The sequence below is a fragment of the Streptomyces solicamelliae genome, assembly GCF_045348655.1.
Classification (GTDB): Bacteria; Actinomycetota; Actinomycetes; order Streptomycetales; family Streptomycetaceae; genus Streptomyces; species Streptomyces solicamelliae.
Genome location: NZ_CP160404.1, coordinates 971,936 through 993,130 on the forward strand (window position 1 = coordinate 971,936; position 21,195 = coordinate 993,130).

The 21,195-nt window shown below is 74.5% G+C and carries 16 protein-coding genes; 6 read left to right on the top strand and 10 right to left on the bottom strand.

Features of this window, described 5'->3' with window-relative positions:
• Positions 1-19: 19 nt before the first annotated feature.
• From ABZO31_RS04475 to ABZO31_RS04500, 6 genes are all read right to left on the bottom strand, one after another.
• Positions 20-3,637, bottom strand: coding sequence for a hydantoinase B/oxoprolinase family protein (locus tag ABZO31_RS04475; protein ID WP_406859631.1), 3,618 nt, complete (start codon positions 3,635-3,637; stop codon positions 20-22).
• Positions 3,634-5,085 (bottom strand): GDSL-type esterase/lipase family protein, encoded by a 1,452-nt coding sequence (locus ABZO31_RS04480; RefSeq protein WP_406859632.1) that lies wholly within the window; start codon positions 5,083-5,085, stop codon positions 3,634-3,636. Before ABZO31_RS04480 ends, ABZO31_RS04475 begins: the two co-directional genes overlap by 4 nt.
• Positions 5,082-6,272: a glycosyltransferase gene (locus ABZO31_RS04485; RefSeq protein ID WP_406865253.1), complete on the bottom strand. Its 1,191-nt coding sequence runs from the start codon at positions 6,270-6,272 to the stop codon at positions 5,082-5,084. The genes ABZO31_RS04480 and ABZO31_RS04485 overlap by 4 nt, the downstream gene beginning before the upstream one ends.
• 227 nt (positions 6,273-6,499) lie before the next feature.
• Entirely contained in the window at positions 6,500-7,636 is a 1,137-nt protein-coding gene (locus tag ABZO31_RS04490) for a glycosyltransferase family 4 protein (RefSeq protein ID WP_406859633.1), read from the bottom strand.
• Between the two features lie 216 nt (positions 7,637-7,852).
• Entirely contained in the window at positions 7,853-9,268 is a 1,416-nt protein-coding gene (locus ABZO31_RS04495) for a HEAT repeat domain-containing protein (protein ID WP_406859634.1), read from the bottom strand.
• A 229-nt stretch (positions 9,269-9,497) separates the two neighbouring features.
• Positions 9,498-9,917 (bottom strand): ankyrin repeat domain-containing protein, encoded by a 420-nt coding sequence (locus ABZO31_RS04500; protein ID WP_406859635.1) that lies wholly within the window; start codon positions 9,915-9,917, stop codon positions 9,498-9,500.
• Between the two features lie 281 nt (positions 9,918-10,198).
• Between ABZO31_RS04500 and ABZO31_RS04505 the strand changes: the two genes are divergently transcribed.
• Together ABZO31_RS04505 and ABZO31_RS04510 are read left to right on the top strand one after the other, a co-directional pair.
• Entirely contained in the window at positions 10,199-10,393 is a 195-nt protein-coding gene (locus tag ABZO31_RS04505; RefSeq protein WP_393649692.1) for a hypothetical protein, read from the top strand.
• A 43-nt stretch (positions 10,394-10,436) separates the two neighbouring features.
• On the top strand, positions 10,437-12,026 hold the full coding sequence (locus tag ABZO31_RS04510; protein WP_406859636.1) for a hypothetical protein: 1,590 nt from the start codon (positions 10,437-10,439) through the stop codon (positions 12,024-12,026).
• Positions 12,027-12,210: 184 nt separating this feature from the next.
• Here the strand turns inward: ABZO31_RS04510 and ABZO31_RS04515 are convergent, their stop codons facing one another.
• Positions 12,211-13,710 (bottom strand): PLP-dependent aminotransferase family protein, encoded by a 1,500-nt coding sequence (locus ABZO31_RS04515; protein ID WP_406859637.1) that lies wholly within the window; start codon positions 13,708-13,710, stop codon positions 12,211-12,213.
• 109 nt (positions 13,711-13,819) lie between these two features.
• Between ABZO31_RS04515 and ABZO31_RS04520 the strand changes: the two genes are divergently transcribed.
• From ABZO31_RS04520 to ABZO31_RS04535, 4 genes are all read left to right on the top strand, one after another.
• Positions 13,820-14,488, top strand: coding sequence for a YczE/YyaS/YitT family protein (locus tag ABZO31_RS04520; RefSeq protein ID WP_406865254.1), 669 nt, complete (start codon positions 13,820-13,822; stop codon positions 14,486-14,488).
• On the top strand, positions 14,485-15,249 hold the full coding sequence (locus ABZO31_RS04525; RefSeq protein ID WP_406859638.1) for a glycerophosphodiester phosphodiesterase: 765 nt from the start codon (positions 14,485-14,487) through the stop codon (positions 15,247-15,249). Before ABZO31_RS04520 ends, ABZO31_RS04525 begins: the two co-directional genes overlap by 4 nt.
• Positions 15,250-15,301: 52 nt before the next feature.
• On the top strand, positions 15,302-16,663 hold the full coding sequence (locus ABZO31_RS04530; RefSeq protein WP_406859639.1) for an MFS transporter: 1,362 nt from the start codon (positions 15,302-15,304) through the stop codon (positions 16,661-16,663).
• A 255-nt stretch (positions 16,664-16,918) separates the two neighbouring features.
• Positions 16,919-17,293: an RNA polymerase-binding protein RbpA gene (locus ABZO31_RS04535; RefSeq protein WP_026278069.1), complete on the top strand. Its 375-nt coding sequence runs from the start codon at positions 16,919-16,921 to the stop codon at positions 17,291-17,293.
• A 150-nt stretch (positions 17,294-17,443) separates the two neighbouring features.
• Here ABZO31_RS04535 and fxsA read toward each other — a convergent pair whose 3' ends face one another.
• The 3 genes from fxsA to ABZO31_RS04550 form a co-directional block, all read right to left on the bottom strand.
• Complete coding sequence (gene fxsA, locus ABZO31_RS04540; protein WP_406859640.1) at positions 17,444-18,040, bottom strand: FxsA family membrane protein; 597 nt, start codon at positions 18,038-18,040, stop codon at positions 17,444-17,446.
• 93 nt (positions 18,041-18,133) lie between these two features.
• Positions 18,134-18,913 carry a polyprenol monophosphomannose synthase gene (locus tag ABZO31_RS04545; protein ID WP_406859641.1) on the bottom strand — a complete coding sequence of 260 codons (780 nt, stop codon included), beginning with the start codon at positions 18,911-18,913 and terminating at the stop codon, positions 18,134-18,136.
• Between the two features lie 549 nt (positions 18,914-19,462).
• A complete protein-coding gene (locus tag ABZO31_RS04550) occupies positions 19,463-21,091 on the bottom strand; it encodes an amidohydrolase (protein WP_406859642.1) in 1,629 nt (542 codons plus the stop codon).
• Positions 21,092-21,195: the final 104 nt, after the last annotated feature.

Genomic DNA, 21,195 nt, shown 5'->3' on the forward strand with positions numbered 1-21,195 from the left:
GAACGATTGCCCACAACGGTTACTCCGTCACCGCCGTGCACCCGCCGCCCGCCCGCGTCCCGTACCCGCCTCCCCCCGGCGTGCGGACGATCAGGACGTCGTTCTCGCCCACGTCGACCGTCGCCACCCCGCCCAGCCGCTCCACCGAGCCGTCGGCTCTCTCGATCTCGTTCTCGCCCACGGCTCCGGGGGCGCCGCCCCGCATGCCGTACGGGGGGACCCGGCGGTGGCCCGTCAGGAGGGTGACCGTCATCGGTTCCAGGAAGCGGAGGCGGCGGGTCACTCCCGCGCCGCCGTGCCAGTGGCCGCGGCCGCCGCTGCCGCGCCGTACCTCGAAGGCGTCGACGCGGACGGGGTAGCGCCACTCCAGGATCTCGGGATCGGTGAGGCGGGAGTTGGTCATGTGGGTCTGGACGGCGTCCGCGCCGTGGAAGCCGTCGCCCGCGCCCGAGCCGCTCGCCACCGTCTCGTAGTACTGGACGCGGTCGTTGCCGAAGGTCAGGTTGTTCATGGTGCCCGAGCCCTCGGCCTGGACGCCGAGCGCCGCGTACAGCGCGCCGGTCACCGCCTGCGAGGTCTCGACGTTCCCGGCGACCGTGGCCGCGGGGTACGCGGGCGCGAGCATCGAGCCGTCCGGGACCCGGACCTCCAGGGGTTCCAGGCAGCCGCTGTTCAGTGGGATGTCGTCGTCCACCAGCGTGCGGAAGACGTACAGGACCGCCGCCATGACCACCGACTTCGGGGCGTTGAAGTTGCCCGGCTGCTCCTCCGACGTCCCGGTGAAGTCGAGGACGGCGGAACGGCGTTCGCGGTCCACCCTGACTGCCACCTCGATCATCGCGCCGCCGTCCGTCTCGTACCGGTACGAGCCGTCCCGCAGCCCCGCGACGATCCGCCGCACCGACTCCGCCGCGTTGTCGCGGACGTGTCGCATGTACGCCTGGACCACGTCGAGGCCGAACTGGTCGACCATCTTGCCCAGTTCCTCGATGCCCTTCTCGTTCGCGGCGATCTGCGCGCGCAGGTCGGCGAGGTTGGTGTCGGGGTCGCGGGAGGGGTACGCGGCTCCCGTCAGCAGCTCGCGGGTCTCCGCCTCGCGCAGTCTGCCGTCCCTCACGAGCAGCCAGTTGTCGAAGAGGACGCCCTCCTCGTGCACCGTGCGGCTGAACGCCGGCATCGAGCCGGGGGTGATGCCGCCGATCTCGGCGTGGTGACCTCGGGAGGCGACGAGGAAACGCAGGTCACCGCCGTCCGGGCCGAAGACGGGGGTGACGACGGTGACGTCCGGCAGGTGCGTGCCGCCGTGGTACGGGTCGTTGACCGCGTACACGTCGCCCGGCCTCATCTCGCCCGCGCGGCGGTGCAGCACCTCCTTGATGGACTCGCCCATCGAGCCCAGGTGGACGGGGATGTGGGGCGCGTTGGCGATGAGGTTGCCGTCGGCGTCGAAGAGGGCGCAGGAGAAGTCAAGGCGCTCCTTGATGTTGACGGAGTGGGCGGTGTTCTCCAGGCGCACGCCCATCTGCTCGGCGATCGCCATGAAGAGGTTGTTGAAGACCTCCAGCATGACCGGGTCCACGTCCGTGCCGACCGCCACCCGCGACGGGCGCGGTGTCGCGCGGGTGAGCCGCAGGTGGCCCCGTTCCGTCGTCGTGGCCTGCCAGCCGGGGTCGACGACGGTGGTGGCGTCGGCCTCGGCGACGATCGCCGGGCCGGGGACGGTGTCGCCAGGGCGCAGGTCCTCGCGGCGGTGCAGCGGGGTGTCGCGGGGCTTGCCGTCGGTGTGCGTCGTGACGGTCGCGTACGGGGTGAGGGGGCCGCGGCGCTCCGGCCGGTCGACGGCGACGGGCTCGTGCGGGCCCGCCGTGCCGGTCGCCTCGACCTGGACCGCCTCGACGACCAGCGGCTTGTCCATGGTGAACGCGTACCGGGCGCGGTGCAGGGCGGTGAACTCCTCGGCCATCGCGTCGGCCGCGCCCAGCGGCACGGGCAGGCTCGCGTCGGTGCCCGCGTAGCGCAGCAGGACGCGGGCCCGGGTGCTGATCGCGGTGTCGGGAAGGCCGTCGGCGCGGAGTTCGGCGTGGGTGCGGTCGGCGAGTTCGGCGCAGAGGTCGTCGACGCGGGCGAGGGTGGCGGCGTCGTCGAGTGCCGCCTCGACGGACTGCTCGCGCAGGGCGGTGGCGTCGGCGAGGCCGATGCCGTACGCGGAGAGGACGCCGGCGAGCGGCGGGACGAGGACGGTGTCGATGCCGAGGGCGTCGGCGACGGCGCAGGCGTGCTGGCCGCCGGCGCCGCCGAAGCTGGTGAGGGCGTAGCGGGTGACGTCGTGGCCGCGCTGGACGGAGATCTTCTTCACGGCGTTGGCCATGTTGAGGACGGCGATCTCCAGGAAACCGGCGGCGACTTCTTCGGGGCTGCGGCCCCCGCCGACTTCCTCCGCGAGGGCGGTGAACTTCTCCCTTACGACGTCGGCGTCGAGCGGCTGGTCGCCGTTCGGCCCGAACACGGCCGGAAAATGGGCGGGTTGGATGCGGCCGAGCATGACGTTGGCGTCGGTGACGGTGAGCGGGCCGCCGCGGCGGTAGCAGGCGGGGCCGGGGACGGCGCCGGCGGAGTCGGGTCCGACGCGGTAGCGGCGGCCGTCGTAGTGGAGGATCGAGCCGCCGCCGGCGGCGACGGTGTGGATGCTCATCATGGGCGCGCGCATGCGGACGCCGGCGACCTGGGTGCCGAGTTCGCGTTCGAACTCGCCCGCGTAGTGGGACACGTCGGTGGACGTGCCGCCCATGTCGAAGCCGATGACGCGGTCGTGGCCCGCCTGGTGGGACGTACGGGCCATGCCGACGACACCGCCGGCCGGGCCGGACAGGACGGCGTCCTTGCCGCGGAAGTGGGCGGCCTCGCGCAGTCCGCCGTTGGACTGCATGAACATCAGCCGGATGCCGTGGAGTTCACGGGCGACCTCGTCGACGTAGCGGCGCAGGATCGGCGAGAGGTAGGCGTCGACGACGGTGGTGTCGCCACGGGGCACCAGCTTGATCAGCGGGCTGACCTCGTGGGAGCAGCTGACCTGCGGGAAGCCGGCGGCGCGGGCGAGGGCGGCGATGCGGGTCTCGTGCGCGGGGTGCCGGTAGCCGTGGAGGAGGACGACGGCGGCGCTGCGGTAGCCGTCGGCGTGGGCGGTGCGCAGGGCGTCGGCGACGGCGTCCTCGTCGAGGGGGCGGACGGGGCGGCCGTGGGCGTCGACGCGTTCGGGGACCTCGACGACCCGCTCGTACACCGCCTCGGGGAGCACGATGTGACGGTCGAACAGGCGGGGCCGGTTCTGGTAGGCGATGCGGAGGGCGTCGCGGAAGCCCTCGGTGATCAGGAGGACGGTCGGCTCGCCGCGCCGCTCGAGCAGGGCGTTGGTGGCGACCGTCGTACCCATCTTGACGACGTCGATGTGGTCGGCGGGTACGGGTTCGTCCGGGCCGATCCCGAGGAGGAGCCGGATGCCGGCGACGGCGGCGTCCTGCCCGCGTGCGGGGTCGTGCGAGAGCAGTTTGCGGGTGACGAGGCGGCCGTCGGGGCGGCGGCCCACGACGTCGGTGAAGGTGCCGCCGCGGTCGATCCAGAACTCCCAGCGTCCGGTCATTCCCCCATTCTGGCGCGGGGGACGTCGAGGGACACGGCCGCGAGGGCGGCCGACAGGGCGTTCTCGGCGTGGCGGTCGAGGCGGGCGCCGGTGCCCTGGGCCCAGTGGCGGAGTTCGCCGCCCGCGAGGAGCAGGAGCTGGGGCAGCAGGTCGTTGCAGCGGCGGAGGACCCAGCCGGTGCCGGAGGTGGCGAGCCAGAGCAGCACGTCGGCGGTGGTGGGCGGCGGCTGCTGGGGGTCGCGGGCGGGCGGTGCGCCGTGGGCGAGGCCCTCGGCGGCGAGGAGGGTGTGGAACCGGGCGGCGATGGCGCGGTGGCCGCGCTCGCCGGGGTGCAGCCGGTCGGCGCTCCACAGGGTGCGGTCGCTGGTCCAGACGGGGTCGGCGAGGTGGAGGTGGAGGGTGCGATGGCGGGCGGCGAGGGCGTGGACGACGGTGTTGACGGCCTGCTGGCGGCGGGCCAGCGGGCGGGCGAGCGGGGCGGGCAGGGCGAGCATCCGGCCGGGGTCGGGCAGGCAGGCGGTGAGCAGGACGGCCCCGGCGGCGGCGAGCTCGCCGCAGGCGCGGTCGAGGTTGCGGGCGAGGCGGGCGATGTCGAAGGTGCGGCGCAGGGTGTCGTTGACGCCGACGACGACGGAGGCGACGTGGGGGCGGAAGGCCGCGGCGCGGGGGGTCTGGTCGTCGGCGACGTCCTGGCTGAGGGCCCCGCTGACGGCGAAGTTCCGGAACGCGACGGGGTGCTCGGCGTCCCCGAGCCGCTCGGCGAGCAGCGCGCCCCAGCCCCGCCACCGTCCGTCGACCCGGTCGCCGACCCCTTCGCTGAGGGAGTCCCCGAGTACGGCGAACCTGAGCGTGTCGGCCGGCCCGTACGGCGGCCGGCCGGCCGTCTCGTCGTCCTCCGGTCCGGGCCCGCGCGGCGGCTCCGGGCTGGCCGGCCGCGCCAGCGGCCGCGAGGGCCCGGCGGGGCGGCGGGCAGGGGCGGCGGCGGGTTCGGCGGCGGCCGCGGGGCGGTGGGGGGCGCCGGTCCGGCGGGCGGCGGGCAGGGGGACGGAGGCGGTGGGAACAAGGGCCCAGGGGACGGGGGCGGAGGGCTCGGGGACGGCCGGTACGGGGGCGGAGGGCTCGGGGACGGCGGAGACGGGGACGGCGGAGACGGGGGCGGAGGGCTCGGGGACGGAGGGCTCGGGGACGGCGGAGACGGGGGCGGCGGAGACGGGGGCGGAAGGGACGGGGGCGGAAGGGACGGGGGCCGTACCACCCGAGGGGGCGCCGGTGCGGCCCGTACGAGCCCCGGATGCAGCGGCCTCCGCAGCCGCGAGGAGCGGGGCTGCATCGGCCGGCCGGGGTGCCGGGGTGATGGTGGGGTGCGGGCCCGTGGACGGCGGCGGAGACGCCTCGGTGGCGGAGCAGGTGGGCTGTCGGGGCGGAGAAGGGGCCGTGTTCGGGGTCATCTCGGGGCTGCCTCGGGGGTGAGGGCGTCGTGGGCACGGAGGAAGGCGGTGGTGGCGCGCTGCCAGGAGAAGAGTTCGGCGCGGGCCCGGGCGCGGGCCCGGCGTACCGGCTCCGGCTCGGCCAGCAGGGCGCGAACGGCGGTGGCGAACGCCGCCGGGTCGTCCGCCGCGGACGCGCCCGCCGGGCCCAGGACCTCCGGGAGTGCCGACGACGTGCTCGCCACGACCGGCGTGCCGCACGCCAGGGCCTCCAGCGCGGACAGTCCGAACGTCTCGGCGGGGCCGGGGGCGAGGCACACGTCCGCGGACGCCTGCAGGTCGGCCAGCGCCTCGCGGTCGGCGACGTGCCCGAGGAACCGCACCGGCAGCCCGCGGGCCCGCCGTTCGAGCCCGTCCCGCAGCGGGCCCTCACCCGCCACCACCAGCGCGGCGCTCACTCCGGCGGCCCGCAGCTCCGCGAGCGCGTCGATCGCCGTACCGGGCCGCTTCTCGACCGACAGCCGTGAGCAGAGCAGCAGCAGGACCCGCTCGCCCTCGGTGTACCGGGCACGGAGCGCCGCGCTGTACCGCTCGGGCCGGCAGCGCTCGAGGTCCACGCCGAGCGGCGCGCGGACGACGTTGCGGGCGCCGATGCGGGCGAACTCCCGCTCGGCCCACTCCGTCGTGCAGACGATCCGCGAGTACGCCCAGGCGCTGCGCCGGTTGAGCCGGTCGGCGACGTGGGCGGCGGCGGCCGTCGGCACGCCCCAGGTGCGCAGAACGCCGTCGGCGGTCTCGTGGGAGACCATCACGGACGGGACGCGGGCGCGGCGCGCCCACTCGCCCGTCCAGCGCAGCGTGGTGCGGTCGTTGACCTCGAGGCGGTCCGGTGCGAGCTCCTCAAGGAGCTGCCGGACGCGGCCGCGGTCGGCGAGCACGCGGTAGCCGCCGGTGCCGGGCAGGACGGTGCCGGGGAGCGTGATGACCCGCCCCTGCTCGGTGACCCGGTCGTCGGCCTCCTCCCCCGGCACGATCAGGACCGGTTCGTGCCCGGCGGCGAGGTAGCCGCGCCCGAGCCGGTCGAGCGCGGTCCGCAGCCCGCCGGAGGTGGGCGTGACGAAGTTGGCGACGCGTACGATCCGCAGGCCGCCGGAAACCGTACCGCCCGGCTGCCCGGATGCGGAGGCGGTCGCGGACGACTCCGGCACGGCCGGCCCGGGAATCCGGACGCCGGGGCCCACGCCGCCCGGCCGGTCGGTCACGGTGACGGACGGGGCGACCGGTCCGGGGGCGGCGGGCGCCGCCCCGCGCTGCTCCGGCCCGGCGGCCCGCGGGCCCGCCGTCGGGGCGGGCGTCACGTCGGACACCGTCGATTCCGCCGCGCCCTGCTCCGCTGCGAGCGACCCGGCCGCCCGCACGCGCGGTGTCGCCCCGCTCACGCCGCCACCTCCGTGCGCCGGGCCTGGAGGACGTCCGCGTAGTGGTCGAGGAGTTGGTCGCCGATCGCCTCCCAGGTGCGCAGTTCCACGGCGGCCCGGGCCGCGCGGCCGTAGACGGCGCGCAGCTCCGGGGAGGCCGCCAGGGTCGCCACGGCCGTGCTCATCGCGACGGCGTCGTTCGGGGGGACCAGGAAGCCGGTGGTGCGGTGGTCGACGAGGTCGAGCGGGCCGCCGGCCGCGGGGGCGACCACGGGGACACCGCTCGCCATGGCCTCCTGCACGGTCTGGCAGAACGTCTCGTACGGGCCCGTGTGGGCGAACACGTCGAGCGAGGCGAAGATCCGGGCCAGCTCGTCGCCGGTCCGCCGGCCCAGGAACACCGCCCCGGGCAGCGCCGCCCGCAGCCCGGGTTCGCTCGGCCCGTCGCCGACCACGACGACCCGTACCCCGGGCAGCCGGCACGCCCCGGCCAGCAGCTCCACCCGCTTCTCGGGCGCGAGCCGGCCCACGTACCCGACCAGCACCTCGCCCGCGGGCGCGAGTTCGCGGCGCAGCGCCTCGTCGCGCCGTCCGGGGCGGAAGCGCACGGTGTCGACGCCGCGCTGCCAGAGCCGTACCCGCGGCACGCCGTGCTCCTCGAGGTCCCGCACCGCCGCGGAGGACGGCGCGAGGGTCCGGTCGGCGGCGGCGTGGACGGTGCGCAGCCGTCGCCAGGCGGTGCCCTCGCCCGCGCCGACGTAGGTGCGGGCGTACCCGGCGAGGTCGGTCTGGTAGACGGCGACGGCGGGGATGCCGAGCCGCGCCGCGGCGGTCATGCCGCGGACGCCGAGCACGAACGGGCTGGCGAGGTGGACGACGTCCGCGCGGTGCGCGGCGATCGCGGCGGCCACCCGGCGGCTCGGCAGTGCCACTCTGACCTGCGGGTATCCGGGAAGCGGGAGGGAGGGGACGCGGACCACCGGGCAGGGCGCGGCGGTGTCCGCGGCTTCGGCGGCGGCGCCGTGGGGCGCGGCCGGGGCTATGACGAGCGGGTCATGGCCGCGCCGGACGAGGTGCCGGGCGGTCTGCAGGGCGCAGTGCGCCACACCGTTGACGTCGGGGGGAAAGGATTCGGTGACGATGACGACACGCATACCCGTGTTGTCGTCGCGCCCGGGGTTCCCCCGCCAACGTGGATCTTTCTCCCCGCCGAACGTCCCATGAGCGTTTCCCCCGGGGGCGCGTGGGGGCGTCCGCCGGGGGCGCGGACAGGAGCGCGGGCCGGGGCGCGCGGACCCGCGCCGGGGCGGGGCCGCTCCGCCGGAGTTCCTCCGGCGGGGGCCACGCCGCCCCGGTGCGCGGGCGCGGTCCTAGACCTGGAGGTCGGGGCCGATGCGGTTGCGTACCGCCGTCTGGACCTCGGCCTCCTCGGCCGGGTCGGCGGCGAGCCTGCGCAATCGCTCGGCCACCCGGACGTCGCCGGTCTCGGCGTGCTGGGCGGCCAGCTCGCGGGTCGTCTCCTCGCAGTCCCAGAGGCACTCGACGGCGAAGCCGGTCGCGTACATGGGGTCGGTCGCGGCGAGCGCGCGTGCGGTGCGGCCGCGCAGCTCGGACGAGGAGGTCTCGCGGTAGACGTGGCGCAGGACGGGCGCGGCGCAGCCGATGCCGAGCCGGCCGGCGCCGTCGACGAGGGCGTACAGCGCGGCCGCGTCGGGGCCCTCGGAGCGGACGGTGCGCCGCAGCGCGCCGAGCACGAGCTTGGCGTCCTGGGGCGTGCCCCGGTCGGCGAGCACGGCGGCGGCGGAGGCGCCGAGCGCGTCGGGTCGCTGCACCCAGCCGCGGGCGCGGTCGACGGCGGCTTCGCCGCACATCCGCTCGAAGGCGCTGACGGCAGTGTCCGCGACGATCCGGGAGGGGTCGGTCGACGCGGTCTCGATCAGGTCGAGCACAGCCGGGTCACGCGCTTCGGCGAGGTAGTGCAGGGCGGCGCAGCGCGCCCCGTCGGGTCCGCTGCGGGCGGCCTCGACGACGGCGGGCCGGTCCTCGGGTCCGGCGACGGCCTTGAGGCAGCGGGCGGCGGGTCCGTGCAGTTCCGTGCCCCGTTCCAGGCCCTGCTGGGCCCAGTCGAGGACGGCCTGGACGCTCCAGCCGGGTCGCGGCCCGGTGGGCCGCAGCTGCCGCTGCCAGCGGTCGAACGAGCCGCGTTCGCCGGCGGCCCGCACCCGGGCGCCGACGCGCTCGCGCGGATCCTCGGCCCAGAGCCGCCAGGGGCGGGGCTCGAAGGCGTCGCGGACGGCCGCGGCGAGGGCGGCGTCGCCCTCCGCGTCGGCCGGGAAGCGGTCGAGGACGGGTTCGGCGAGCGTACGCAGGCCGGCGTCGTCGTCGCGCAGGGCGAGCTCGTCGAGCGCCCAGGCCCAGTTCGCACCGGTCGCCGCGTAGCGCCGGAGCAGGAGGAGGGCGTCCCGGCGGCCGTAGGCGGCGAGGTGTCCCAGGACGGAGAGCGCGAGCCCGGTCCGGGAGTCCTCGGTGTCGAACACGTCCTCGGCCCCGAACAGGTGCGCCTCGATCTCGTCGAGGCCGCCGTGCAGGTCGAGGTACAGGCGTGCGTAGTAGAGGGAGCGGTTCTCGACGCGCCAGTCCTGGCGGGGGTCGTGGAGCACGCAGTGGTTGAGGGCGGCCAGCGCATCGGCGCGTGGCGCTGCCAGGGCGTGCAGGGTGCCGTCGCCGCGGCCCCTCTGCAGCAGACCGAGCAGTGTGCCGCTCGGCGCTATGACGGGATCGAACATGGAAGGCCTCACATCAAGCTGTCGACGCAACCGGGGAAAACCGGACGGTGGGGTTCGCCTACGCCGCGCAGCAACATGTCGGGCCGCTCGTCGTCCGTCGCTTGATGATGACCATCTTCCTCTGCCTCTCTTCGGTGGCCCCCTGTGGGCTCGTCGTCATGATGACCCAGCGGTTTCCTGACCGCGACCACATTTACGGGACCGCTCTCACCTGCTGTTCAGTACCCGTTCACCGGGATTCGAAGAGTGTCAGGAGCTCCGTCTTGGCGAACATCCGCGCCGTGTCCACCGCGGACGGAGTCCCGGCCTCCGGATTCGCGCCGCCGGCCAGCAGGGCGCGGACGACGTCGTCGGCGCCCTTGAAGACCGCGCCGGCGAGCGGCGTCTGCCCGCGGTCGTTGGCCCGGTCGGCGTCGGCGCCGCGGGCGAGCAGGGCCGTGACGGCGGCGGCGTGCCCGTGGTAGGCGGCCAGCATGAGCAGGGAGTCGCCCCGGTCGTTCGTCAGCTCCACCGGGACGCCGGCGTCGACGTACGCGGCGAGGGTGTCGGTGTCGCCGTGACGCGCGAGGTCGAAGACCTTGGCCGCCAGCTCGACGACCTCGGGGTCGACGGGCTCGGGCGTCGCGGGGGTCTCCGGGGCGCTGCTCATGGGGGTGCACCTTTCACTGGGGCCGTACGAGTGAATCGACAGGGTACTGCCCGTCACGGCACATGAGGCGGGACGTCCACGGCAAAGATCACCCGCGGGCGGGACGCGGGTCCGGTCCTCTACCGCAGCCCGGGGCTTTCGCCACCCGGGGAGCGGATGCGCGTCCGCCGGTCAAGTGAAAACGCCAGATTTTCACTCTTTTGCACCTTTTATCGCATAGATACTTCCTGTGAACCTGGAAGGACTCATGGTGACTGTCCCCTCAACCAGGAGAACCCCCAATGATCCTGTCCATCTCAGGCGTGGTGCTGCTCGGAATCATCTGCTTCCTGTTCTTCAAGAAGGACGGGATGAAGGCGTCCCACGCGCTCGTCAGCGCCCTCTTCGGCTTCTTCCTCGCCGGCACGGCGATCGCGCCGAGCATCACGGCGGGCAGCCAGAGCCTGGCCAGCCTCCTGGGCGGCATCAAGTTCTGACGCCGACGCCCCACAGCCCCTTCCACAACTCCAGGAGTACGACGTGGCCCGGCGACCACTCCCCCGCATTCTGACCAGCGGCAGCGACCGGATCGCTCGCAGTCGAGAGATCGCGCGCACGGCCGCCGACAGTGCCACCGACGTGCTCCACCCGCTGATCACGATCTCCCGTGGTCTGCGGAGGCTGGCCGCGACCGGGCGTGCCAAGTGGGCCGCGACCCCCAAGGAACAGCGCGGTCCCACGCTGTTCATGGTCGCGGCCTGCGTCCTGGTCGTCGCGCTCATCCCGTACGGGCCGCTCCTGGCCCTGGTCACGGTGATGGGCGCGGCCGCATGGAAGGGGCGGGAACGCCCCGTCGTGAAGACGGGGCCCGACGACGCGGAACTGGCGCGGCTGCAGGGCCTGTACGAGGCGCTGGTGCCGTACTTCTCCGTGCCGGACGACCCGGCTCCGCTGTACGCGCACGCGGGTGCGTGGAGCGACGTGTTCGCGGACCACGCGTTCGACGAGAACGGGCGGCTGACGCGGCTGCGCATCAAGTACCCCGCGTACTTCACGGACGGCGAGCCGGCCTCGCGGGCCCGGATCGAGCACGTGCTGCACGCCAAGTCGGGGCGCGGGCGGGAGTACCGCTTCGTCTGGGACGAGGAGGGCAACCAGCTCGACATGACCGTGCTCGCGGCGCTGCCGACCACGATCGCGGCGCAGCGGTTCGTCACGGCTCCCGGGGAGACGGTCCTCGGGTTCACCGACGAGGACGCGGTGCAGCGGACGGTGCCGGTGGTCGCGGGGGACGGCGAGGAGGACGCGCCGGCCGTGGTGTGGCGCACCGGGCCGCGCTCCCAGGAGCCGCATCTGCTGGTCGTGGGGCGGCCGGGCAGCGGCGCGAGTTCGCTGCTGCGGTCGATCGCGCTGCAGGCGCTACCGCACGGCGACGTGCTGATCGTCGAGGGGGCGGGTGCGGGCGAGTACGCGTGCCTGACCGGGCGGGCCGGGGTGCTGGCGGTCGAGTGCGGGCTGTCCGGGGCGCTGGCGAGCCTGGAGTGGGCGGCGCACGAGACGGAGCGGCGGCTGGTCGCGGCGAACCGGGCGCGGCAGGCGGGCCAGCCGGCGCCGGAGGACACGAAGCGGCCGCTGTGGATCCTGCTGGACCGGCCGAGCGTCCTGTCGTACCTCGCTGCGGCCGACGACCGCCCCGACCCCCAGACCCTGTTGCAGGTACCGCTGCGGCACGGGCGGGCGGCGCAGGTCACCGTGGTGGTGGCGGAGCAGTTCGACGGCCTGGACGCGATCGGCGAGGCGGTACGGGCGCACACCCGCGCCCGGGTGGTCCTGGGCCCCGCGGCCCCGGACCTCGTCGAGTCCGCCCTCGGCGCGGCGCCCCCCACGACGCCCACCCCGGACGTACCCCCCGGCCGCGGCTACGCCCGCCTGGGCACCGGCCCGGTCCTCCGCCTCCAGACCCCCGCGACCCCGGACCCGTACGACGACGCCGCCCCGGATCCCCACCGCCGGGCCGTCACCGCCCTCCTCCCCCCACGCACCAGCGCCCTGGCCCCGGACCCCGTCCCGCCCCAGGAGTCGGAGTCGGAGTCGACGGCGGAGCACGCCATCGTCCGCGCGGAGGGTTGACGAGGCGATTCCCCCACCCCGCCCCCTCCCGAAACTCCGACGAGCCCGGAGCTCCGCCCCTAAGCAAGCCCCCGCGCCGACGACGCGGGGGCTTGCGGCTGAACGAGGCGCCCTCCGGGCGGGGGCAGACGCGTCCTGCGCGCAGGCGCGAGGCCGAGCACCGCACCGGACCCGCGCCGCGCCCTCACGCCACGAACGTGCGCGGCGGCTCCGCGCCCGTCGCCGCGCCGGAGGCGACCAGGCGGGCGGCGGCGGAGAGGCGGGCGGCCGCCTCCTCCGCCACCGCGCCGCCGACCGTGAAGGGGAGGCGGACGTAGCCTTCGAAGGCGCCGTCGACACCGAAGCGGGGCCCCGAGGGCACGCGGACGCCGACACGTTCGCCGACCTCGGCGAGGCGGGAGCCGGAGAGCCCGCCGGTGCGGACCCACAGGGTCAGACCGCCCCGCGGGACGTGGAACTCCCAGTCCGGCAGCTCCTTGCGCACCGCCGCCACCAGCGCGTCGCGGTTCTCCCGGGCCTGGGCGCGCCGGATCGATACCGCCTCGTCCCAGCCGCCGGTGCGCATCAGCCAGTGGACGCCCAGCTGCTCCAGGACCGGGGTCCCGAGGTCCGCGTACGCGCGCGCCGCGACCAGCGAGCGGATCACGTCGGGCGCGGCCCGCACCCATCCGATCCGCATCCCGGCCCAGAACGCCTTGCTCGCCGAGCCGACCGTGAGCACGGTCGCGCCCGCCGGGTCGAAGGCGCAGACCGGCCGCGGCATCTCCAGCTCGTCGTCCAGGTACAGCTCGGTCATCGTCTCGTCGACGACGAGGACCGTCCCGGCCGACCGCGCCGCGTCGACGAGCTGCCGACGCTGGTCCTCCGAGGCGAGCGCGCCCGTCGGGTTGTGGAAGTCGGCGACCACGTACGCCAGACGCGGCGCCGCGTCCCGCAGCACCTGCCGCCAGCGGCCCAGGTCCCAGCCGTCGAGGCCCTCGGCCATGGCGACCGGCACGAGGCGGGCGCCGGCCTCGCGCATCAGCTGGAGGATGTTCGCGTAGGAAGGCGACTCGACGGCGATCCGCTCGCCGCGGCCGGCGAACAGATGGCAGATCGCGTCGATCGCGCCCATCGCCCCGGTCGTGACCATGATCTGCTCGGGCATCGTCGGGATGCCGCGCTCGGTGTAGCGGTCGGCGATCATCTGCCGGAGCACCGGCAGCCCGGCCGGGTAGTCGCCGTGGGTGTGCGCGTACGGCGCCAGCTCCTCCAGCGCGCCCTGCACGCTGCGGGTGAGCCAGGGCTCGGGCGCGGGCAGCGCCGCGCAGCCGAGGTCGATCATCGACCCCAGCGACTCCGGCGGCAGCGGTTCGAGGCCCCGCGCGGGCAGCGGGTTGCCGGCCGGCACGGCGGTCCAGCTCCCGGCGCCGCGCCGGGACTCCAGGAACCCCTCGGCGCGCAGCGCCTCGTACGCGGCCGCGACCGTCGTCCGGCTCACGGTCAGCGCGAGCGCCAGCTCCCGCTCGGCGGGCAGCCGGGCCGCGACCGGAACCCGGCCCTCCAGGACGAGCAGCCGGATGCCGTCGGCCAGTGCGCGGTAGGCGGGCGGCTTGCGGGCGCCGGGGCCCGCGGGCCGCGGCTGCTGCGCCTGGAGCTGCCGCGCAAGCTGCGCCGCACCCACCGCCGAAGTCCACTCAGCCATGGAATTCAGTCCACCTTCCTCGAATTGGCCATGGGTGGCATCTCATCCCCTGCCACACAGTGTCATGTGGCAGTCCACATCCACCAGACAGGGGGGCATATCCGTGTCCATGTCCATCGCCTCCGGACTCCGCGGCCGGCACCTGCCCCGCCGCCTCACCCAGCTGTACGCGGGACTGGCGCTGTACGGGGTGAGCTCGGCGCTCCTGGTGCGCGGCGGGCTCGGCCTGGAGCCCTGGGGCGTGCTCCACCAGGGTCTCGCGGAGCGGACCGGTCTGACCATCGGCGTCGTGTCGATCATCGTCGGCGCGATCGTGCTGCTGCTGTGGATACCGATCCGGCAGCGGCCCGGCCTCGGCACGGTCTCGAACGTCTTCGTGATCGGCCTCGCGATGGACGCCACCCTCGCCCTGGTGCCGGACGCCCACGGCCTGCCCGCGCGGATCGCCCTGATGGTCGCCGGCATCGTGCTGAACGGCCTGGCCACCGGCCTGTACATCGCCGCCCGCTTCGGCCCGGGCCCGCGCGACGGCCTGATGACCGGCCTGCACCGGCTCACCGGCCGCTCGATCCGCCTGGTCCGCACCGCGATCGAGGTGGCCGTGGTGGTCACCGGCTTCCTGCTCGGCGGCTCCCTCGGCGTCGGCACGGTGCTCTACGCGCTGAGCATCGGCCCGCTCGCGCAGCTCTTCCTGCGCTTCTTCGCCGTCCCCGAGCAGGACGCGAGCAGCAGCGTGGTCGCCTCCGGGTCACCTGAGCAGGTCATACTGCGGCGGTGACTCGCGTACGCCACCCCTACCTGGACCACCCGGCCCCGATCCCGTTCGCCCACCGCGGCGGCACGGCCGACGGCCTGGAGAACACCGCTGCCGCCTTCCGGCGCGCCGCCTCGACGGGCTTCCGCTACTTCGAGACGGATGTGCACACCACCTCGGACGGGGTGCTCGTGGCCTTCCACGACAGCACCCTGGACCGGGTGACCGACACCGCCGGCCGGATCCGCGATCTGCCGTGGAGCGCGGTGCGCGAGGCCCGGGTGGCCGGCAAGGAGCCGCTGCCACTGTTCGAGGACCTGCTCGACGAGTTCCCCGAGGCCCGCTGGAACGTCGACCTGAAGGCCGAGTCCGCGCTGCAGCCGCTGGTCGACCTGATCCGCCGGACCGGCGCCTGGGACCGGGTCTGCGTGGGCTCCTTCGACGAGGGCCGGATCGCCCGGGCGCAGCGCCTGGCCGGACCGAGGCTCGCCACCTCGTACGGGGTACGCGGCGTCATCGGGCTGCGGCTGCGCTCGCTCGGCATCCCGGCGGCGCTGCGCGCGGGCGCGGTGGCGGCGCAGGTGCCGGAGAGCCAGGGCGGGATCAAGGTGGTCGACCGGCGCTTCGTCCGCGAGGCCCACGCCCGCGGGCTGCAGGTGCATGTGTGGACGATCAATGATTCCGAGCGGATGAACTCTCTCCTCGACCTGGGTGTCGATGGCATCATGACCGATCATCTGGAGACGCTGCGCGACGTCCTGACCGCTCGGGGCGTGTGGAGCTGAGGCGCGTCCGCCCACGCGGGACCGCACGAAAGAGCACGAGGGGGACGCGCACGTGAACACTGACACCGCCGGGGAGCCGGAGGGCCTGACCGCCGATCCGGCCGAACGCAAGCGCGAACAGCGCGGCTGGTACTTCTACGACTTCGCCTGCTCGGTGTACTCGACGAGCGTGGTGACCGTGTTCCTCGGCCCGTACCTGACCGCGGTGGCCAAGGCCGCGGCGGACGCCGAGGGCTTCGTGCACCCGCTGGGGATACCGGTGCGGGCGGGCTCGCTGTTCGCGTACGCGGTGTCGGCGTCGATCGTCGTGGCGGTGCTGGTGATGCCGCTGGTCGGCGCGGCGGCGGACCGCACCGGTCGGAAGAAGCCGATCCTCGCCGCCGCGGCGTACCTGGGCGCGGCGGCCACGACGGGCATGTTCTTCCTGGAGGGCGACCGCTATCTGCTCGGCGCGTTCCTGCTGATCGTGGCGAACGCCTCGCTGTCCGTGTCGATGGTGGTCTACAACGCGTATCTGCCGCAGATCGCCGGACCCGAGGAGCGGGACGCGGTGTCCTCGCGCGGCTGGGCATTCGGCTACACCTCGGGCGCGCTGGTCCTGGTGCTCAATCTGGTCCTGTACTCCCAGCACGACGCGTTCGGGCTGAGCGAGGGCACGGCGGTGCGGCTGTGTCTGGCGTCGGCCGGTCTGTGGTGGGGCGCGTTCACGCTGGTGCCCCTGCGGCGGCTGCGGGACCGGCGGACCGGGCCCGCGGTGCGGGAGGGCGCGGTCGGCAGCGGCTGGAAGCAGCTGGTCGCGACGCTGAAGGACATGCGGCGGCATCCGCTGACGCTGTCCTTCCTGGTGGCGTACCTGATCTACAACGACGGCGTGCAGACGGTGATCTCGCAGGCGTCGGTGTACGGCTCGGAGGAGCTGGGCCTGGAGCAGACGACGCTGATCGCGGCGGTGCTGCTGGTGCAGGTGCTGGCGGTGGCGGGCGCGCTGGGGATGGGCCGGCTGGCCCGTGTCTACGGTGCGAAGCGCACGATCCTGGCCTCGCTGGCGGTGTGGACGCTGATCCTGGCGGCGGGCTACTTCCTGCCGGCCGGGGCGCCGGTGGCGTTCTTCTGCCTGGCGGGGGCGATCGGTCTGGTGCTCGGCGGCAGCCAGGCGCTGTCCCGCTCGCTGTTCTCGCACCTCGTGCCGCGCGGCAAGGAGGCCGAGTACTTCGCGGCCTACGAGATGAGCGACCGGGGTCTGAGCTGGCTGGGGCCGCTGGTGTTCGGTCTCGCGTACCAGCTGACCGGCAGCTACCGGGATGCCATCATCTCCCTGGTGATCTTCTTCGCGCTCGGTTTCGTCCTGCTGGCGCGGGTACCCGTACGACGTGCGGTGGAGGCCGCGGGCAACCCCGTTCCGGAGCGGATTTAGACGTCGGAACGAAAGTCCGGTAGTGTACACCTTTGGCCTGCCAGACGGACCGTTACTGCGCGCCAACTTCGTGAAGGCGCTGGGTGACATCTGCTGCCAGATGTGACAAACCGGGCACTGGTGGGTACAACAAGGGGCGGCACGACGGGCGACGCATGACCCGCAACGGGAATCTTTACCGCCGACCGGACGTTGACCGGATGACGACGACAGCGACACCTGTCCTGTGGGCGACAAGCCCGGGAGGCACGATTCATGAGTGAGCGAGCTCTTCGCGGCACGCGCCTCGTGGTGACCAGCTACGAGACCGACCGCGGCATCGATCTGGCCCCGCGCCAGGCGGTGGAGTACGCATGCGAGAAGGGGCATCGTTTCGAGATGCCGTTCTCGGTCGAGGCGGAGATTCCGCCGGAGTGGGAGTGCAAGGTCTGCGGAAGCCAGGCGCTCCTGGTGGACGGGGACGGCCCCGAGGAGAAGAAGGGCAAGCCGGCGCGTACGCACTGGGACATGCTCATGGAGCGGCGTACCCGTGAGGAGCTCGAGGAGGTGCTGGCCGAGAGGCTGGCCGTCCTTCGCTCCGGCGCCATGAACATCGCCGTGCATCCGCGCGACAGCCGCAAGTCGGCCTAGCGGAGTGGGGGTCCCCCGGACGGAGTCTGGGGGAGCACGGCTCGAGCAACACGCCGCGGGGCCCGGTACACATTCAGGGTGTACCGGGCCCCGCGGCGTTCGCGTGTCACGAACGCGCCCGCCCGCAGGCGGGCGCGTTGCGTCAGAAGGTCAGGGCGTCAGCGGCGGCCGGGGCTCCTGGGGGCTGCGGGGCCCGCGGGGCGCATCGTCGCGGATGACCTCACCCTGCACGACCTTGCCGTCCGGCCGGTGAATACGGGCCTGCTGGAAGGCGTCCTGGAGGCTGCCGGGCGTCACGGCCGCGCTCATCCGACGCTCCACGGCCTTCTCCGTGTACTTGCCGAGGGCCGAGCGGATCTGCGGCACGAGCAGCAGCAGTCCGACCGCGTCGGAGATCAGGCCGGGGATCATCAGGAGCAGACCGCCCAGCATCAGGAAGCCGTTGCGGTCCGCCGCGCCGTCGCGGCGCGGGGTCTCCGGGAAGCGGCCGCTCTGCGCGGCCGCCTGGGCTTCCTTGAAGGCGCCGGAGAGGTTGGCGAACGCCCGCCGGCCGGCCTTCTTGATGACGGCGGCGCCCAGCACGGCACCGCCGACCAGGATCAGGAACACGGTCAGTCCGCCGGTCGCGCGCGCCACGACCGTCAGCAGCCAGATCTCCAGGACCAGCCAGACGGCGAGGGCGAGCGGGAGGAAGGTGCGCAGGCGGGAGCGCTTCGGGGCGAGGGGAGGCGGGGCGCCGGTCGTCATGTCCCCCAGTGTGCCTGGCCGCTCGCAGGAACGTCGTAAAGGAGGGATCAGGGAAGGGGCCCCGGAGAACCGGGGACGGATTCCGGCGAGGAGTCAGTTCCCGGGACCGCGGCCGAGCAGCTTGCCGACCTTGCGGGCGCGGTCGCCGATGCCCCAGCCGGCGACCCGCCAGACCGCCTCGACGAGGATGTCCTTGCTCATCTTGGAGTCGCCGATCTCGCGCTCGACGAAGGTGATCGGGACCTCGACGACGTGGTAGCCGGCGGCGACGGCGCGGCGGGCCAGGTCGACCTGGAAGCAGTACCCGGCCGAGACGACCTCGTCCAGGCCGAGGCCCTCCAGGGTCTCGCGCCGGAAGGCCCGGTAGCCGCCGGTGACGTCACGCAGCGGCAGATCGAGCAGGACGCGGGAGTACAGGCTGCCGCCGCGGGAGATGACCTCGCGGGACTTGGGCCAGTTGACGATCCGGCCGCCGGGCACCCAGCGGGAGCCGAGCACGAGGTCGGCGCCCTTGAGGGCGGTGAGCAGGCGGGGCAGTTCCTCGGGCTGGTGGGAGCCGTCGGCGTCCATCTCCACGAGGACGCCGAAGTCGTGCTCGATGCCCCAGCGGAAGCCGGCGAGGTACGCGGCGCCGAGGCCCTCCTTGCCCTTGCGGTGCAGGACGTGGACGTGGTCGTCGTCGGCGGAGAGCTCGTCGGCGAACTTGCCGGTGCCGTCGGGGCTGTTGTCGTCGGCGACCAGGATGTGCGCCTCGGGGACGGATTCCCGCACCCGGGCGACGATGGGCTTGATGTTCTCGGCCTCGTTGTAGGTCGGGATGATCACCAAGACCCGGCCGAGCGGGCCGTACCGTCGCTGCCCACCGTCGTTCACTGCTGCCCCTTTGACGTCCGTACGCGAGTGCCCACCATAGCGAGGTCTGTGCGAGGGTCGGCGTCGCGGGCGCGTACGGCGTCCACGGCCGGTGCCCGCGGGGGCGTCGGCGGCCGTTCGGCACGGGACGCCCCGGGTGCGGAGCGGATAGGGGCCCGGCGTCCTTCGGGCCGACCTGGGACCCGCTGGCTGCGGGTCGGCCGAAGGCCGTTGTCTACTGAACGCCCGGGCCCCACCCGGATCGCACCCTCCGCCGGAAAAACCTTCCCTCGCCCCCGAGGCACGGACGCTGAACCTGGCTCCGGGGTTGCGTCCGCGCCTGTCCCGGTGCGGGCGTCCCCATGACCCAGCGGCGTTCGGCGACTGCGTGGAAGTGTGAACCGGCCGGACGTCCCGTGGTGGACCCGCCGAACCTACCGGCCGGTGGCGGCTTCCTGTCAACACTCGTTTGACCTGGGCCGACGGACGGAAACCGCAGGTCGGGGACGAAGATCCGCAGGTCGCGGCGGAGCCTTCGACTCTGTGAGCGAGGTGCGAAATGTCCCGATGTCACTCGTTCGGACGCGCGAATACCGTGCGCCCGCCGACCACCGTCCGCAGGCAGACGGGGAGTTCGCCGCCGGGGGTCAGATCGGGCAGACCGGGCGTTCCGGACCGCGGGTCGGTGGACCAGCGGGCCACCCGGTCGTCCGGCGCCTGCACGATCAGTTCGCCGGTGCGCCAGACCGCGTAGTCGGCCGGGGCGCCCGGGACCAGCGCGCCCGCGTCGTCCACGCCGGCCGCCCGCCAGCCGCCCCGGGTGTGGGCGGTGAACGCGGCCCGGACGGAGACCCGGTGCTCGGGGGTGCGGTGGAAGGCGGCGGCCCGCACGGTGCCCCAGGGGTCGAGCGGGGTCACCGGACTGTCCGAGCCGAGCGCCAGCGGGACACCGGCCCGCAGCAGCGCCGCGTACGGGTTGAGGGTCCGGGCCCGCTCGGTACCGAGCCGCTCCGCGTACATGCCCGCGTCGCCGCCCCAGAGCGCGTCGAACGCGGGCTGGACGGAGGCGGTGAGCCCGAGTTCGGCGAAGCCGGCGATCGTCTCCGGCGTCAGCATCTCCGCGTGCTCGACGCGGTGCCGGGCGGCGCGGATGCGGGCGAGCCCGAGCTTGTCGGCGGCGGCGCGGACGCCCTCGACGACCGAGGTCACCGCGGCGTCGCCGATGGCGTGGAAGCCGGCCTGCAGACCGGCCTCGGTGCAGGCCACGACGTGGGCGGCCACGGCGGCCGCGTCGAGGCGCTCCGCGCCGGTGTGCGCGGCGTCGGCGTACGGCTCGTGCAGACAGGCGGTGTGGGAGCCGAGCGAGCCGTCGACGAACAGGTCGCCGGCCGCGCCGCGGGCGCCGAGCGCGCGGGCCCGCTCGACGTCGAGGTCGGCCCAGTAGCCGACGATCCGCGGGGCGGGCCCGTCGAGGGCGAGCAGTCCGGTGAAGTCGTCCTCGGAGGAGATCTGCGGGCCGCCGCACTCGTGGACGGTGCCGATGCCGAGGGAGGCGGCGCGGGCCAGCGCGGCGCGCTGGGCCTCGGTGCGCTGGGCGGGCGAGATCGCCCCGTACGCGGCGGCGCGTACGGCGTGGTGTGCGTCGCCGGTCAGCGGCTCGCCGTCGCGGAAGCCGTCGAGGTCGCGGACGCCGGGGACGAGGCCGAGCAGCGCGGTGGTGACCACGGCCGAGTGCACGTCGATCCGGGTCAGGTAGAGGGGACGGCCGCCGGTCGTCTCGTCGAGCTCGTCGCGGCGCGGGGCGCGCCGCTCGGGCCAGCGGGACACATCCCAGCCGTGGCCGACGAGGATCCGGTCGCCGGGCCGGGCGGCGGCGTACGCGCGGATGCGCTCGAGGGCGTCGGTGAGGGACCGCGCGCCGGACAGGTCGAGCCCGGTCAGGGCGAGGCCGGTGGCCGTCGTGTGCACATGGGCGTCGACGAACGCCGGGGTGACCAGGGCGCCGTCGAGGTCGATCACCTCGTCGGCGCCGTCCGCGAACGCGTCGGCCGCACCCTCCGAGCCCACCCAGGCGACGTGCCCGCGCTCCACCACCATGGCGGTGGCGAAGGGATCGGCGGGGCTGTGGACTTCACCCCGGCGGAGCAGGACGGTGCGGTGCGCGTCCTCGGGCAGACGCTGGGTCAGGCTGTCGGTCATGCGACCAGCCTAGGCCGTCCCTTCCGGATCAGGCCGGGTCAGGGAGCGGCGTCTGGTGCGTGCGCTCGCAAGGCGGAGGAGGGAGTCCATGCGGAGCATCGGCG

Excerpts from the sequence above, each read along its gene's own strand:
- ABZO31_RS04475 (WP_406859631.1), bottom strand. The coding sequence starts at position 3,637 with ATGACCGGACGCTGGGAGTTCTGGATCGACCGCGGCGGCACCTTCACC.
- ABZO31_RS04480 (WP_406859632.1), bottom strand. The coding sequence starts at position 5,085 with ATGACCCCGAACACGGCCCCTTCTCCGCCCCGACAGCCCACCTGCTCC.
- ABZO31_RS04490 (WP_406859633.1), bottom strand. The coding sequence starts at position 7,636 with ATGCGTGTCGTCATCGTCACCGAATCCTTTCCCCCCGACGTCAACGGT.
- ABZO31_RS04495 (WP_406859634.1), bottom strand. The coding sequence starts at position 9,268 with ATGTTCGATCCCGTCATAGCGCCGAGCGGCACACTGCTCGGTCTGCTG.
- ABZO31_RS04500 (WP_406859635.1), bottom strand. The coding sequence starts at position 9,917 with ATGAGCAGCGCCCCGGAGACCCCCGCGACGCCCGAGCCCGTCGACCCC.
- ABZO31_RS04505 (WP_393649692.1), top strand. The coding sequence starts at position 10,199 with ATGATCCTGTCCATCTCAGGCGTGGTGCTGCTCGGAATCATCTGCTTC.
- ABZO31_RS04515 (WP_406859637.1), bottom strand. The coding sequence starts at position 13,710 with ATGGCTGAGTGGACTTCGGCGGTGGGTGCGGCGCAGCTTGCGCGGCAG.
- ABZO31_RS04520 (WP_406865254.1), top strand. The coding sequence starts at position 13,820 with ATGTCCATCGCCTCCGGACTCCGCGGCCGGCACCTGCCCCGCCGCCTC.
- ABZO31_RS04535 (WP_026278069.1), top strand. The coding sequence starts at position 16,919 with ATGAGTGAGCGAGCTCTTCGCGGCACGCGCCTCGTGGTGACCAGCTAC.
- fxsA (WP_406859640.1), bottom strand. The coding sequence starts at position 18,040 with ATGACGACCGGCGCCCCGCCTCCCCTCGCCCCGAAGCGCTCCCGCCTG.
- ABZO31_RS04550 (WP_406859642.1), bottom strand. The coding sequence starts at position 21,091 with ATGACCGACAGCCTGACCCAGCGTCTGCCCGAGGACGCGCACCGCACC.